Raw genomic sequence first — 15,470 nt, 5'->3', positions numbered from 1 at the left:
AAAAACAAACATTCATTTCAGAATAAAATTAAAATATTCATCCTTAAACAGTAAAAATAATAACCAAAAAAGCAATAATTAATCAATCTTATCCGGAAATATAATTTCTAAATACAAAAAAGACGGAAAAAATATTTCCGTCTTTTTAATATATTGATGTTTAATTTTAATATTCAAACAAAACACTTCCCCAGGTAAATCCACTTCCGAAAGCTGATAAAAGTACCAGATCTCCTCTCTTGATTTTCCCCTGCTCGATCGCTTCACTTAAAGCAATAGGAATAGATGCCGCCGTCGTATTTCCGTACTTCTGGATGTTGTTGAAGACTTTCTCGTCCGGCAATCCGAATTTTTGCTGTACAAACTGGGCAATTCTCAGATTCGCCTGATGCGGGATAAACATATCTACATCATCGATGGTTTTTCCGGCTTTATCCAAAGCCTCCATCATCGTTTCAGGGAATCTCGTCACCGCATGTTTGAAAACAAAATTTCCGTTCATGATCGGATAAATTTCTTTATTCGTCACATTTTCAGGATCTTTTCTCATTCTGTCGCTCCATCCGAATTTAGAACCCGGGAATTGGGTGCAAAGTTCATCTGCATATTTTCCTTCAGAATGCATATTAAACGCCAGCACATCTCCTGCATTTTCATCTTCCGTTGCAGAAAGCACGATCGCTCCTGCCCCATCTCCGAAAATCACGGAAACACCTCTTCCCTCATCAGAAAAATCCAGCCCGAAAGAATGGATCTCAGCTCCTACCACCAAAATATTTTTGTAAGTACCTGATTTAATAAAAGCATTAGCCACACTCATCGCATACACAAACCCCGAACACTGATTTCTCACATCCAAAGCTCCGATCGTATCACAGCCCAACATCTCCTGCAGCAAAACACCACATCCCGGAAAATAATAATCCGGAGAAAGGGTCGCGAAAATAATATAGTCGATATCTTTTGAAGTAAGACCTGCCTTGGCAATCGCTTTTTCCGAAGCCTTGAAACCTAAGTAAGCAGTGGTTTCCTGAGAATCATATCGGTCTTTTCTGTGTCTTCTTTCTTTGATGCCCGTTCTTTCCGTAATCCATTCATCATTGGTGGTCATTAATTCTGCTAGATTATCATTGGTAACAACGTTATCCGGGACATGAAAACCAATCCCTTTTATTGTACTTTTAATCATATAGTTTTATAATTTTGACAAAGATAAAACTTATTTAATACATCGTTTTTCAAAATATTAGTATTTTTACTTATGCCAATTGACACAATTTTCAGAAACGCCCAATGTGACTGGGTAGATGTAGAGGCTCCAACTGCGGAAGACCTGAAATTTCTTCATGAAAGATACGAAATCAACAACCTTCTCCTGGAAGATACCCTGGACCCGAACCACTTACCAAAATATGAAGAAGACGGAGACGTAAAGTTTTTCCTTCTTCGCGAAAGCACCGAACTGGAACGCAAAAACCTCAACACCATAAGTGATATCAGCACAAAAATCGGGATTTTCCTTATCGATAAAACCATTATCACCATTCACAGGATGAAAACCAAAAGCATCTATGAAACCAAAAAACAGATCTCAATTTTACAGGAAGAAACCACTCCCGAAACCATTGCCCTGAAAATTGCTTTATTAATAATGAAAAGTTTCGATGACGAATCCGTAAGCCTTCTGGAAACCATGGATAACATCGAAAATGAGATTTTCCTGAAAAATACCAACCATACCAATCAGATTAAAAGATTATATAAACTTAAAAGGAAATCCGGATTAAATTCAAGGGTATTGACCATTTCTACCGATGCGGTTGATAAATTCAGGCTTTTGGGACTACAGGATTCCGAAGTAGTCGATTTGAAAGACAAACATAAAGATGTTGTGGCCGATTTCGACCATCTGAATCTCCAGATTACCAACCTTATTTCGATGTTTCTGGCATTATCCGACCAAAAAGCAAATCAGGTGATGAAAGTATTGGCGATCTATTCGGTGTACTTCTTACCGATCACCTTTATTGCAGGAGTTTACGGGATGAACTTCGACAATATGCCGGAACTGCATCATAAATACGGGTATTTTTTCACATTGGGATTAATGGCTTTGGTCGTGATCTGCACTTTTATCTATGCCAGAAGAAAACAATGGTGATTTTACCTGTGAGATTTAGTAAAAACCCCATGCTTTAAGATTTTAAATATAATTAATTTTAAATCGTAAAAACGAATGAACAGAACGTTGTAAATTTATTATGTTAAATCACAACAGCTTGTCATTGCAAACTGTGAAGCAATCTCACTCAAATATTCAGAGATTCTACATCATTCTTGGCAATGACAAAAAACTAAACACCAAATTAAAATGAAAACTGAAGCCCTAAACCAAATCCTAGAGGAAGATGTTCTCTCCCCTCAATCCAAAGAAAAGCTTGCTGCTTTGCATGAAAATATTTCGTCCAAAGAATTTTCGGATCTGCTGGATGCGGAAGGCAATCAGTATGTAGAATTTGTACAGGAAGGCGGCGGTGTCTGGGGAAGCGCACTGGTAGGTTACCTGTATGGCCTCGAAATTTTCGGAATTCGTTTTCTAAAAGTAGCAGGAACAAGTGCAGGAGCCATAAACACGATGCTTATCGCAGCCTGCAAAACCAAAGAAGAACCCAAAAGCGAAATCATAAAAGATATTTTGTTCAACTGGAACTTCGCCGATTTTATGGATGGAAAAACGTATGTGAAAACGACCATCCATGCTATGCTCAACAATAAAAATTTCCTGAAAATCAATCTTTATATTGCAGTGGCGATTCTCGCATTTTTTGGGATACTGGCTTTTGTATTGCCCACCAAATCGACCTGGGAAACGAAAATTCTTTTTGCCATTCCTCTATTCCTTGTTATTTTTGGAATTTTATGTCTGTCGAAACTTTACTCTGATTTAAAAAAGAGAAATTCAGGCCTCAATCCCGGAAATACATTTTTAAACCAGATGAAACAGGTGTTGGACGGTTTCGGCATCACAACAGTTGCTGCCCTGAATAAAAAATTCGTACAATCCGGAGAAAATCTCAACCTTGACTACCGCTACGGAAACGGCATGGAATATTACGCCATCGCCTTAAACAGCATTGAAGAGATCAAGGTAAACAACAAAGAACACATCGACGAAATACGTTACAGAATTTTCTACGAAAGTGCCGTAAACAACGAATATTATAAAAAAGATCCGTTCTATTTATTAAAATCTGAATACATTGTCATTACAACAGATATTAACGCTAAAATAAAGGTCGAACTTCCGACAATGGCCAATCTCTATTGGTCTGAAGAGGAAATGAAACACATCAGCCCCGCCGAATTTGTAAGGGCATCGATGTCGGTTCCGTTTTTTTTCGAGCCGATGCAGAAAAGAATTGACAAAAATGATGACTCTGTGAAGTACGCCTGGAAATTCTGGATGAATACCAAACAGGAAGATATCAACCCTGTCGGAGTTTTTATTGACGGCGGAAGTATATCCAATTTCCCGATCGATCTTTTCCACTCTGCCGATATTTTTTATCCCAGACTTCCATTGTTTGGAGTACAGCTGACCAGCGATTCCGACATTCTTTCCGAAAAAGGAAAAACCAGTGAAGAAATTTTGAAATCTCCCCTGTCTTTCGCCGGAAATATCATCAGTACTTTGAAAGGTTTTAATGATAAAACATTCCTTACCAAGCATACTTTTTACCATTTATACAGCATACAAACCGTGAATTGCGGAACGAGCAACTGGCTGAATTTCTTTATGAAAAAGGAAGAAAAAGAAGAGCTTTTCAACAAAGGTTTCCAAGCCGCCCTGGATTTTCTCAACCGTTTTGAATGGGAAAAATACAAATGCGAAAGAATGATGCTGTCCATGAAGGAGAAAAAGATTTTGAAGGAGGAGGATACGAAGACTGTGGGGTAAGGAAATTTGAGTATTTTTGGGTTTAAATATCTTACATGATGAAATATATCTGCCAATGCTGCGGCGAAGAAAAAGAAGACTGGCCCGCAATAGCTTTTTCAGCACCATCTCCTTATTTTCATTTAACTGAAGAAGAATTAGAGCATTCAGAACTAACATCTGATACATGTATTATTAATTATCCCGATCACACAAACTATTTTATCAGAGTGGTTCTTGTACAGGAAGTTGATGATAGTTGTCAGGATCTTGAATATGGCGTTTGGGTTTCATTAAGTGAAAAAAGCTTTAATAATTACATCGAGAACTACGATGATAAAAATTTTGAAGGTGGATGTTTCGGTTGGTTGTCAAATTACATTCCGGATTATGAATTTGACGAAGCCATTCCAACAGATGTATTTATTGATAATAAAATAGGAAGACCTTTCATTTATCCTCATGAGAGTTGCGAACATCCTTTTGTAAAGGATTTTTATAGCGGAATTTCAAAAGAAGAGGCTGAAAAAAGGATTGGTGTTGTTTTAAATGGTTCTTAAAAGCGATTAAGTAAACTAACATATTTTAGATGCTTCGACTGCTTCGCGCTCAGCATGACATCGCTAATACTAACTGCTACTTTCACAGAATAATTTGCCAGTGTCATGCTGAGCGCGAAGCAGTCGAAGCATCTGTTTGAGATTGATTTTAATATGCTTCGAGAACCTCAGTATAACACCGCTACAAACAACTGTAAAATAAGCTTTTACTATTAATAATGTGATATTTTTGAGAATCAAAAAAATTATCCTTTCTTCCACATCGGTTCATGCTTCAACACTTCGTGATAGACCGAACAACTTTCATCGTGAGAACCTTTCAGATAACCGATGCTCATTAAAAATTCATTCACAATTTCTCCACCTGTAAACTTGAAAGTTTTTTTGAATAATTTCATCCATTCCGGTAATGTTTTCGGGTGATGATGTTCCAGCCATTTTTCGAAGGATCCGAATTCTTTTTGCAAATCGATAATGGTTTTGGCATTTTCGATGGCTGCGTTTACCTTTAATTTATTCCGAATAATTCCCGGATCACTTAATAATCTTTCACGATCCTGTTCCGTGTAAACCGCCACTTTTTGAATATCAAAATTATCGTAAGCCAGTCTGAAACTTTCTTCCTTTTTCAGAATCGTTTCCCAGCTCAGACCCGCCTGATTGATCTCCATTATTAATCTTCCGAACAATTCGTTATCATCATGAATCGGAAAACCATAATGATTGTCATGGTATTTTTTGTGAAGTTCCCTCCTGCTTTCAGGCTGCATTCTTTCTATGGCTAAACAATAACTCATTTCAGTATATTTTCGGTTTTGATTAAAAATTTTTCTAACGCTTCTTTAATATCAATTCCTGTTCGGTCTGCTAAGATAATCAACCACCAGATATTTTCGGCTAATTTATGTTCCAGTTCTTCTGCGGAATTGGGTTTTGTCCATGTTTTTTCATGCGACATAACGTCTCTTCCCACCAATCCGGCATCGGTTAAAAAAGCTAATACGTCCTGTTCCAGTGTCCATTCTTTACCATTCTGCCGAATTTCCAGTTGATGATATTTTTCTCTGATTTCAAGGGAACGCTGTATGATTTTATCTAAACTATTCTGATCCATAAAAAAAACAATTTTTGTCGGGATAAAGATAAAATGAAATGATGACAACTGTTTGTCAGGAGAGTTTTCTTTAATTTTAGATAAAATCATCACAAATTCATTAGATAAATCATCCAGAAAAGAATCATTCAGACAATTAAAAATCTCATTTTCAACACATACCATATTTAACGGAAAATTTAAACATAACAACTTTTTTTTAATTTATTTTCGTTAAATTCGTTAAAAACATATTTTGATAGAAAATTTTCACCATTAATTTGAATTATGACTAAAAATTTACTTTTTCTTATTTTCCTGTATTCTACGATGGGATGGGCCCAAAAAAGCAATGATCCTTTTGAACAGTTGTATATGAAAACTTTAACAGAAGTTGCGGCAAAAGATACCCCTCGTGCATTAAAGATTGCCGATTCGATGTATGCAGCGGCTACTACTCCTGAACATAAGGGAAGAGCTTTCATGTTAAGCGCTAACATCTACCTGCAACAAAATAAAAATGAAGAAAGTATAAAGTTTGCGGAAAAAGCAAAAGATATTCTCGACAAATCTGAAAATGATGAATTAAAATCAAAAATCCGTGGTCTTCTAGCTTCTGAATATCGAATTATTGGACTTAATAATAAATCTAAAACATATGCGGACGAAGGATTAAAGCTGGCTGATAAAATTAATAATGAACAGAAAAAAGCGCAAGTAAAATCCCTTTTTTACCAGGAATTAGGATATTATGAAATGGAACAGAAAAACCACAAAAACGCAATACATTATCTGAATCAGTCACTTGAATGCCTTTCAAAAATACCTGCTGATAAAATTAATCTGGGAAGAACATATCAACTTTTAGGACAAAATTATCTTGAGCTGCATGATTATAAAAATTCTGATAGCTATAATCTAAAAGCTATAGAAATTTTACCTGAAACATTTGTCGGTACAGCATTGAGCTATATTGGGTTGGGAATATCAAAAACCAATCAAAAGCAATATAAAGAGGCTGAAAAGTATCTTCTAAAAGGATTGCAATATGCCGAAACTGCCGATCATCCGGCTGCTAAAAGAACAGTGTACGATGGCCTGGCAAAATATTATGAGCAGACAAAGCAATATGAAAAAGCCAGCATATACAGAAAAAAATTCGTAGAAGTATTCAAGAAAACAGAAGATAAGTACAAGAAAACTGTTGATAATGATTACGATAAAATAGAAAAAGAAAAAGAGCAATATATAGGCTGGAACAGTACAAAGAATATTATAATCGGTGTCGCTTCCCTGCTGATTTTGAGTCTCGCTATTCTTTTCATCATTAATAGAAAGAAACACAAAGCCGAATATCAGAAATTCAAAAGTATTATCGATCATTATAAAGAAAAGGAAGAATACGTGTTGGAATCTAAAGTAGTAACCTCAGAAATGGAGGAAAATGAAAATGAAGAGGAAAATATCTACGAAGAAATAGAAGCAGAAAACAAACAGAATGACATAGCCATCAATAAAGAAACAGAGGCTAAAATCCTTTCGGAGCTCGAGCAGTTTGAAAAAGATGAAAAATATAACAACAGTTTTATATCCCTTTCCTATCTGGCCACAGAATTTAATACCAATATCCGATATATTTCTTATGTCGTGAAAAAACATAAAGGAACAGACTTTAAGAGTTATATCAATAAATTAAGAATCAACTACATCATCCATAAGCTAAATACATCCGAAAAATACAGAAAATACAAAGTGGGAGCTTTGGCTGAAGAGTGCGGTTTTTCATCGCACAGTAAATTCACCACTATTTTTAAATCCATTACAGGAATTTCACCTTCTACTTTTATTTCATTTATAGAACAAGAAGAAACAAAGAAGAATAAAAATTAATTTCGATAAAATTATTAATTTTTTACAGCGGTCTGTATCTCATCGAGGTACAGGCTTTTTTTATGATTTTTATGACACTTTTTTACTTTTCAAATTCAAAAAACAACAAGATTTTTAATAAAAAACATACTTGCGATTTCATTTATAACTAAAATTAAAACTCTAATTATCAATATTTTACAATTAAAATCATTCTCGTTTTTCGAAAATGGAAAGGGTATTTCTTTCCTCACAATATGTTTGCTGATAAATTTGCAAACAATGTCAGGCATAACAATATTTAAACAATTCACAACATGAAAAACACTATTATTCTTCTATCAAAAAGTTCCCGATTTCTAAAAAAATACACGAACTAGATTCCAAACAATTTTATCATTGCGATTAAAGTTCCCAACGATCGCAAAATTTATTATACCAGAAATTGTACTGGTAAAAAACTAGAGTAACAAGATTCTAAAAATTACAAACATGAAAAAACAACTATTATCAATTTTTACACTTACATTCGGTGTAATAACATTTGCACAGGTTGGTGTGCATACCTCAACACCACAGGCATCATTAGATATTACGGCTAAAAATCTGACAGGAACATCTGTAGAAGGACTTTTGATCCCAAGAGTAGACAGATTAAAAGCCCAGTCGATGATTGCTATTCCCACTTCTACATTAATCTATGTAAACAGTACTGCAAACGGAACCTTGGCCGGAAATGCCGTGAACATCGATGCTGTAGGATATTACTATTTTAACGGAACAGCATGGACAAAACTGATTCCTACATCAGCACCCACAAGTTCTGTAAATATTTATAATTCCGACGGCACACTCGAAGGAAACAGAATTGTAACACAAGGAACAAACTTTCTACGTTTTACTCCTACGATAGCTCACGGATTTTCTGTTAATGGAAATACTTTTTCCGTAGATGGAGAAAATAACAGAGTCGGAATGGGAACCATCACCCCTCAAAGAAAAGTGCATATCAACGGAACCATGCAGCTTACAAACGAACTCAATGTAGGTGGTACAGCAACCGTTGCGGGAAGTGCAGGTACAGCAGGGCAAGTCCTTGTATCCAACGGAGCCGGAACAGCACCCTCTTGGGAAGCAACAGACGGAATTATCGGAAACGAAGTATTAAACGCAACAGCGGGAGGTGCTTTGACGAGATCCGGAGCAGGTACCGCTGCAAGTCCGTACACATTAGGCATTGCTGACGGAGATATTACTACTGCTAAAATTGCAGATAACAGCGTAAATTATGCTAAAATTAATACACCTTTCAGAAACATTACAACCGCTACCGATGCATTGGTGGCTACTGATGAAGGCGGTTTTATCTATGTAATGTCTTCGACACCGGTAACGATCACTGTACCGGATACTCTTCCTAATGCATTTCATTGTGTAATTATTCAGCAGGGTACAGGACAGGTTACGGTTGCAGGACCGGGATTGGCTTCAGCACGCGGATTGAAAACCAGAACCCAGAATTCCGCTATCGGAATCATTCGAAAAAGCCCTGTTTATGCAACGGTAACAGGAGACGCAGTTAATTAAAAAAGATATTTATGAAAAGTTTATATATATCAATTATACTGCTATTATTTTCACAGGTAAAAGCCCAGCAAAATGTGATTATGGAAGCTTTGGATGCTCCGGATCCGGTTTTTACGATTACAGCATGTAACGTTTCTACAATAGGATGGCTAGGAACAGGCTTACCAGCAGCTAGTGCTGACATTGCAGCCAAACAGGAAATAGCAGTGAATGTCATCATTCCCGGTCCGTATGCCTTTACAACCGGCGCAGTAAACGGAGTGACTTTCAGTGCATCCGGAACTTTTACGACAACCGGCGTACAGAATGTTACCTTAACAGGTACAGGAATACCGGTTGATTATACCGTTGGCAATGGAACATTTTCCTATACTGTAACCAATACAACCGGAACAAATGCTGGAAGCTGTAATTTCACCAGAAAAGTATATGTCCCGGATCAGAACTATACCGGAACAATAAGAAATGACGGCAATCACCGCTTCTTGTATAAGGTAATATTAGGCCCCGGAAGTGATGAATGGCTGCAGACCAATTTAGGATCGCATTATAACGAAGTGGGACATCCTTCTTTCAATCCTGAAATGGGAGCAACCAATGTTGACGATTATCTGGCATTCGGAAGTTTATTTCAGTTAGGAAGAAACTCTGATGGGCATGAGCTTGTTAACTGGACATCAGCAACTACAGCAACAGGATTGTCTACTACTGCCACGCCTGCTCCCAACCCTACTGTAACACCCGTAAATTCAGGATTATTTTATACCTCTACCGATGGTACCCGTAATTTGGACGGTACAGGAAATCCCGATCCGGAAACAGGAAATTATTATGGTCTTAAGGTATTAAATCTCGCTTTGAAAAAATATACAGTAGGTCCCGGAGATCCTTGTCCAAGTGGTTTTGCAGTTGCTCAGGATGCTAACTATGGTCCAGCTAATTATAATGCAGGTTCCACACCGTGGCTCAACAATCCTTTAAAACTTGTAGCTCCGGAAATGTTTAGAAATGCAGCTAATGGAGCTTTAGTAGCTTATCCCAGAAGATTAATGAGAACAAGCAGGCTGGCTCTTTTCCCAATGGATACATTCTACAGCTCTGAGTTTGTTATTGAAGGAGGTAATATTGTTTATGGCGGCGGCGGCAGTACAGAACATGCAGACCGACGTGTTTCAGGATTTAATTTAGCTACAGGCACTGTCTTCGATCCAAGAGGAACGCTCGACGGTTATCCTGTAAGATGCGTAAAACCATTATAAGATTAATATTAAATAACCCGGCTACGAAAGCAATTTTCAGAGTAAGTTTTAAATATCATATCATCCATAAGATAAAATGCCGTGACAGGATTTATACATGTTTTAAATATCATCTTGTGAATTTGTAAACTTAAATAGTGATCGCTTAGCTGGTGGAATGCGGGAATATAACCCGCATTCTTTAATTTTAATTTGTTTTGAAATGAAAAAAAATAAATGTCTGTTAATACATTAAAACCTTATTGATTTTGAAAATCTATAAGGTTTTTTTTAAGCCAGCCGTTCTAAACCTGCTCCACAACGCTCCAGAGTTCCTTTTCGGTAACCGTTGTAAGAACTTTTGACCAACGAGCTTCTTGTTGGGAGTTTATTTAATATAAGAATTTCATTTTAACTAACGATAAAACTTCACTGCATTCTTTGTAGAATTAGTTCTACAATTTGTAGGCTTAATTCTACGGCTTTTTTCGAAAATAACAATAAAATCAATATATTTTTGTATTAAACAATATAAACAGAGCTTAATTAAATAAAATCAACAATAAAACCGCATTATAACTATGAAAAAAAAGCTATTACTTTCGATTTTTTTGATTTCTGCTTTATATATGCAGGCTCAAGTAGGAATTCATACAAATAATCCGCAAGGCATGTTTCATGTCGACGCCGGAAAAGACAATCCTGCGACAGGGGCACCTACCGTTGCACAGCAAGCCAATGATTTTGTGATCACCTCGCCCAATGGCTATGTCGGAATCGGTACCACAACACCGGCAAGAAAATTACATATTGTCGGCGACGGGGTGAATGATCCTGCACAGATTGGCGGACTTGTCGCCGGTGATCCACAACTAGATAACCTACTGGGTATTACGTCTACAGGTTTAATACGATCAATAGGATCTGTAGAAAGTCTTTCTATTCCCAGACCGGCACTTTTCGTTTTAGGCACTAGCGTTACCAATTTCCTTAATGGAGTTGCTCCCGGAAACAATCAGGTGGTGAATATGGCAATGATAAAAAACGCAATCCCCGGGCTTACTTTCACGGCGGCGACAAGAGAAATTGTACTTCCACCGGGAACATACCAATTCACTTTTGTATACGAAGCTGATCATAATAATACCGGCTGTACTCTAAGCTCATATTTCGTTGATTTCCCGAATGACGGAACGGCAGTAAGAGTTCAGAGTAATGCTTCGCATTTAGAAGGAGGTGTTTCCAATCATGGCGGAACGATAAGTTATTCTGTAAAACTGGTAAACCCTACCAACAGCTTTTTTATCAGATTAGGAAGAGGACAGGCTGGAAATTGCACCGGAACAGGTATGACTCTGGTAAAAGATTCTACACACTTATTGATATACAGAATGGGAGCTTAACGGATTTTTCTGTAAGCTGAATTTTAACTGATAATCTTTATTACAATGAAAAAATTATTACTAATATTTTCCATTACCTGTATGAGCACTGCATTGTTTAGTCAAAGAGTGGGTTTCAGAACTTCAAATCCTCAGGCGCCCTTCCATCTTGATACCAGAGCGAATAATCCTGCTACAGGAGGATTGCCTTCACTCCCTCTGGTTTATGACGATTTTCTGATCGATACAGACGGAAGTATGAATATAGGACCTTATTTTGCTGCCGGTATGCCAAGAAGTAAATTCTTTTTATTTTTCGCTACTACCGGTGGTGATAATGTAAGAATAGACAATCTTCTCCCCGCACCCAATCCTGAGGATATCGACTTATTAGGTGTCGTTCGTCCGGGGGCAGGTTTTTCTTATTTAAAAAGAGAACAATCTCTTAACGAACTGGATCTTCCAAGAACTACAGTGCTTGGTCTGTCTGCCGACGTTACTAATTTTCTAAACGGTGTAAGCGCCGGAGGTGCACAGGATATGCCGATGACTGTCATAAAGAACGGAATACCGGGATTATCTTATAATGCGACCACACATTTTGTTACACTCCCTGCAGGAACGTATCGTTTTACGGTAGTATATTCAGCCAGCCACGGAGGATGTACATTGAGTTCATACTTTTATGATTTTCCTTTACCTTCTTCTTTTACCAGAGTACACAGTACGTCTGACCACCTTACGGGCGCAGGTGTAGGATCCAGACACACAGGAACGATCACCTATGCATCTGCATCACTCCCTGACGGAAAAATGATCCTGACCAACTTAGGAAGAGGACAATCTGGAAATTGTGGCGGAACGGGAATGACACTCTTTGCCGACGGAACACAATTTTTAATAACAAGAATAGGTGACTGATTCTAAATACACAAATGCTGCTAAAGCCATTACAAGTTTTCTATTGTCCATTGTTCCCCACAGTACGGATAGAAAATATTTAATTGAAATGCTTAGAAGTTCACAGTCATGTTTTACAGTATACATTGTATCTGTATAATTTAGTTTGAGTACCCCTTTTTTTGAGGGTACTCTTTTTCAAGACTTTAAAAATTAATTTTAATTATTTATTAGAAAAAACACAAGACTTTAATAATTAAAATGAAAACAAAATATCATGCATAATAACAGAGAAACAATGAAAAAAAATTTTTTAATGCTATTTCTTCTTGCTTTCGGTGCTTTTTCTGCACAAGTGGGAGTAGGAAACAACAATCCGACAGTAAACCTTGATGCAAGAGCAACAACAGGAAATTCTGCCATCGCTTTTGGAAACACCAATCAAACAGCTCCCGTTGCCGGAGGTGGTGCCATGAAGTACGACACCGGGCAATTGTATTACAGCAACGGAACCACCTGGATTCCTATTTTGGAAAAACAGGCGGGGGTTTTCATTCCCAGAGTAGTAGCTTCCAGAAAAAAAGACGATACACAGATAATGGGGCCTACAAACACCAACGAATCTTATGTATGGACTTTTCACGAAACCGTAATAGATGACGGAAACTGGAATGACACTACATCCGGCTATGTTGTTCCTACTTCAGGGTTTTATCAGGTATCTTTATTTGGAAGAATATATGCAAACGCTACCAACAATTCTGCAAACTGGACGATCTATGTATTTAACGGAGCTACAGAAACGAGATATATTGTCGCCACTCAATCGATACTCACAGCTGGAGGTTATACCGCAACTGGAGGAACTCTTGCCTTATATCTTACAGCAGGACAGGTCGTAAAATTAGGATCATCATACTGTAACGGATGTAGCACCCCAAAAACTTATACTGTTACGCCGGACGCAGGATTCACGATTACCCAGCTGAGCAATTCATAAAATAAATAAGTTTTAATATCAAATTGGAAGACAATGAAAAACAGATTTATTTTATTTCTCTCTGTTCTTGTTTCCGGAGCTTTTTTCGGACAAACAGGACAAGTGGGAATCAATACAGCAACGCCCAGAGTACATTTGGATGCAAGAGCGACAACGGGAAATTCTGCCATAGCTTTTGGAAACACCAATCAGACTGCACCTGCTGCAGGAGCCGGGGCAATGAAATATGACAACAGTGTTAATAATAACGGAATTTATTACAGTGATGGCGTAGTTTGGCAGCAATTCCTTACATCAGGTACTACATCTCTTCCCAAAGTGGTTGCAGCGGGAAGAAAAACGGTAGATGAAATAATCAGCACCAATACCGGAGATACCCACCCATGGCTTTTCCAGAATGTGATTCTGAATGACGGCAACTGGAATTCCACAACCAACAGCTATACCGTTCCTCAGGATGGTCTTTATCAGATGTCTATGGGAGCACCGCTGAGACCCAGTCAGGTCAACAATTTATCTGAGTTCACCATTTTTGTTTATGACAGTACGGGTACTAATGAAGTCAGAAATTTTGTTTTTAGAGGGATTGATTACAGTGTTGGCGGGGCAGCTTTCAGAGGAGGTACTTTGACTTTTGAGCTGAAGAAAGATCAGATTGTAAAATTCGGGTCGGTACACTGTTATATCGGATGTCTTGGAAATACGGTAAACTTTACCATTGGAGCAGGAGCTTTATTTACGATCGTACAGCTATAAAAACCCTTATTATAAATGGTAATGGAATTTCTCCTCACTTTTCATTACACTTAAAAATACAAATATCAATATAAAGATTATTCCCTTTTGTTTTTAATTTCCCTTAATTTTAGTAGGTTATTGTGAGTCTGTTCTTTTTTTGAACAGGCTTTTTCATTGCGATTTCCGCTTTTTATTTTCACTAAGTACTGAATTATTAGTTTTTTATTTAAATTTTTAACATCCTGATTTTAAATTACTTAAAAATTAAAATTTATTCATTTTCGGAAAACGAAAAGGCTATTTCTTTTTTACCACAAGATTTCTGAATAGTTTTGAGCTAAATAATGTCACGCATAATACTATAAACAATGAAAAAAAAAGTTACTTTGCTTTGCTCATTAATTGCTTTCGGAGTTTCGTTTGCACAAGTGGGAATCAATACATCCAATCCACAAGGAGCATTCCACATTGATGGTGCTAAGGACAACAACAGTACAGGTGCTCCCACTGCCGCTCAACAGCTTAACGATTTAATCGTTACCAGTGCCGGAAATGTCGGAGTAGGAACTACAGCTCCTTCCTCTAAAGTGGAGATCAATTCGGGTACAGCTAATACAAGTGGGCTTAAGCTTACTAATTTAACTTCGGCATCACCCATTTCAGCCGGACAAACCATCGGAGTAGATGCTTCAGGAAATGTGGTAACTCTACCCAACCCTACTGCTGTAGGTGTTACTCCTTATGAAGTAGCTTCTACAACCGGTGCAGATTTTAACGTAGATGACAGCTCGGATACTCTGGTTTCAGGAACTACACAAACAATCAATATTCCGACAGGAGGAAAGGCTTTGTTTATCAATTTCATGCTGGGTATCGATTTTACAACTGTAACAGGAACCGGCGCAGGATATTTCAGAGCCATGTTATTTATAGATGGAGTTGCTACCAATACTTATCTGATTATACAGGAACCGGTGGGTTCTGCATCAGCTTCAGGAGGACAACAGCTTTCTTATACTTTAAATACAGTAAAATTCCTTACCGCAGGTAATCACACTCTTGATATAAGGATGAGAAGAACTGCCAACAATGGTACTGCAGCAGGTACTGTTACAGGATGCCGTCCTATTTCAATGTCATTCAATGCGTCTTACCTAAACTAATGA

14 protein-coding genes are annotated in these 15,470 nt (G+C 37.4%); 11 read left to right on the top strand and 3 right to left on the bottom strand.

Translation table 11 applies throughout. The annotated features are described in order from the left end of the window. Positions 1-166 precede the first annotated feature (166 nt). A complete protein-coding gene (locus BMX24_RS02930; RefSeq protein WP_089790578.1) occupies positions 167-1,189 on the bottom strand; it encodes a 3-oxoacyl-ACP synthase III family protein in 1,023 nt (340 codons plus the stop codon). Between the two features lie 72 nt (positions 1,190-1,261). On the opposite strand from BMX24_RS02930, the gene BMX24_RS02925 reads away from it, so the two are divergent. The 3 genes from BMX24_RS02925 (at position 1,262) to BMX24_RS02915 (ending at position 4,497) form a co-directional block, all read left to right on the top strand. Continuing rightward, positions 1,262-2,161, top strand: a complete 900-nt coding sequence (locus BMX24_RS02925; protein ID WP_089790577.1) for a magnesium transporter CorA family protein — start codon at positions 1,262-1,264, stop codon at positions 2,159-2,161. A 210-nt stretch (positions 2,162-2,371) separates the two neighbouring features. Beyond that, positions 2,372-3,958: a patatin-like phospholipase family protein gene (locus BMX24_RS02920; RefSeq protein WP_089790576.1), complete on the top strand. Its 1,587-nt coding sequence runs from the start codon at positions 2,372-2,374 to the stop codon at positions 3,956-3,958. Positions 3,959-3,993: 35 nt separating this feature from the next. After that, positions 3,994-4,497 (top strand): DUF2199 domain-containing protein, encoded by a 504-nt coding sequence (locus tag BMX24_RS02915; RefSeq protein WP_228404650.1) that lies wholly within the window; start codon positions 3,994-3,996, stop codon positions 4,495-4,497. A gap of 245 nt (positions 4,498-4,742) precedes the next feature. On the opposite strand, the gene BMX24_RS02910 is transcribed toward BMX24_RS02915, so the two are convergent. Together BMX24_RS02910 and BMX24_RS02905 are read right to left on the bottom strand one after the other, a co-directional pair. Further along, positions 4,743-5,294, bottom strand: a complete 552-nt coding sequence (locus BMX24_RS02910; RefSeq protein ID WP_089790575.1) for a DNA-3-methyladenine glycosylase I — start codon at positions 5,292-5,294, stop codon at positions 4,743-4,745. Then, positions 5,291-5,776: a nucleoside triphosphate pyrophosphohydrolase family protein gene (locus tag BMX24_RS02905; RefSeq protein ID WP_228404648.1), complete on the bottom strand. Its 486-nt coding sequence runs from the start codon at positions 5,774-5,776 to the stop codon at positions 5,291-5,293. The genes BMX24_RS02910 and BMX24_RS02905 overlap by 4 nt, the downstream gene beginning before the upstream one ends. A 102-nt stretch (positions 5,777-5,878) precedes the next feature. Between BMX24_RS02905 and BMX24_RS02900 the strand changes: the two genes are divergently transcribed. The 8 genes from BMX24_RS02900 to BMX24_RS02865 all read left to right on the top strand — a co-directional run bounded on the left by BMX24_RS02900 (position 5,879) and on the right by BMX24_RS02865 (position 15,467). Beyond that, positions 5,879-7,480: an AraC family transcriptional regulator gene (locus BMX24_RS02900; protein ID WP_089790574.1), complete on the top strand. Its 1,602-nt coding sequence runs from the start codon at positions 5,879-5,881 to the stop codon at positions 7,478-7,480. A gap of 471 nt (positions 7,481-7,951) precedes the next feature. Continuing rightward, entirely contained in the window at positions 7,952-9,046 is a 1,095-nt protein-coding gene (locus BMX24_RS02895; protein ID WP_089790573.1) for a hypothetical protein, read from the top strand. A gap of 11 nt (positions 9,047-9,057) precedes the next feature. Beyond that, complete coding sequence (locus BMX24_RS02890; protein WP_139176702.1) at positions 9,058-10,305, top strand: hypothetical protein; 1,248 nt, start codon at positions 9,058-9,060, stop codon at positions 10,303-10,305. Between the two features lie 560 nt (positions 10,306-10,865). Next, entirely contained in the window at positions 10,866-11,687 is an 822-nt protein-coding gene (locus tag BMX24_RS02885) for a hypothetical protein (protein ID WP_089790571.1), read from the top strand. 45 nt (positions 11,688-11,732) lie between these two features. Next, positions 11,733-12,587, top strand: coding sequence for a hypothetical protein (locus BMX24_RS02880; protein ID WP_139176700.1), 855 nt, complete (start codon positions 11,733-11,735; stop codon positions 12,585-12,587). Between the two features lie 277 nt (positions 12,588-12,864). Further along, positions 12,865-13,566 carry a hypothetical protein gene (locus BMX24_RS02875; RefSeq protein ID WP_139176697.1) on the top strand — a complete coding sequence of 234 codons (702 nt, stop codon included), beginning with the start codon at positions 12,865-12,867 and terminating at the stop codon, positions 13,564-13,566. 33 nt (positions 13,567-13,599) lie between these two features. Then, on the top strand, positions 13,600-14,322 hold the full coding sequence (locus tag BMX24_RS02870) for a hypothetical protein (protein ID WP_089790568.1): 723 nt from the start codon (positions 13,600-13,602) through the stop codon (positions 14,320-14,322). Positions 14,323-14,672: 350 nt separating this feature from the next. Next, positions 14,673-15,467 (top strand): hypothetical protein, encoded by a 795-nt coding sequence (locus tag BMX24_RS02865; RefSeq protein WP_089790567.1) that lies wholly within the window; start codon positions 14,673-14,675, stop codon positions 15,465-15,467. The last annotated feature ends 3 nt before the right edge of the window (positions 15,468-15,470 follow it).

Source organism: Chryseobacterium wanjuense, assembly GCF_900111495.1.
Classification (GTDB): Bacteria; Bacteroidota; Bacteroidia; order Flavobacteriales; family Weeksellaceae; genus Chryseobacterium; species Chryseobacterium wanjuense.
Note: the sequence above shows the minus strand (reverse complement) of the source record. Positions and strands in the feature narration are given on the sequence as shown.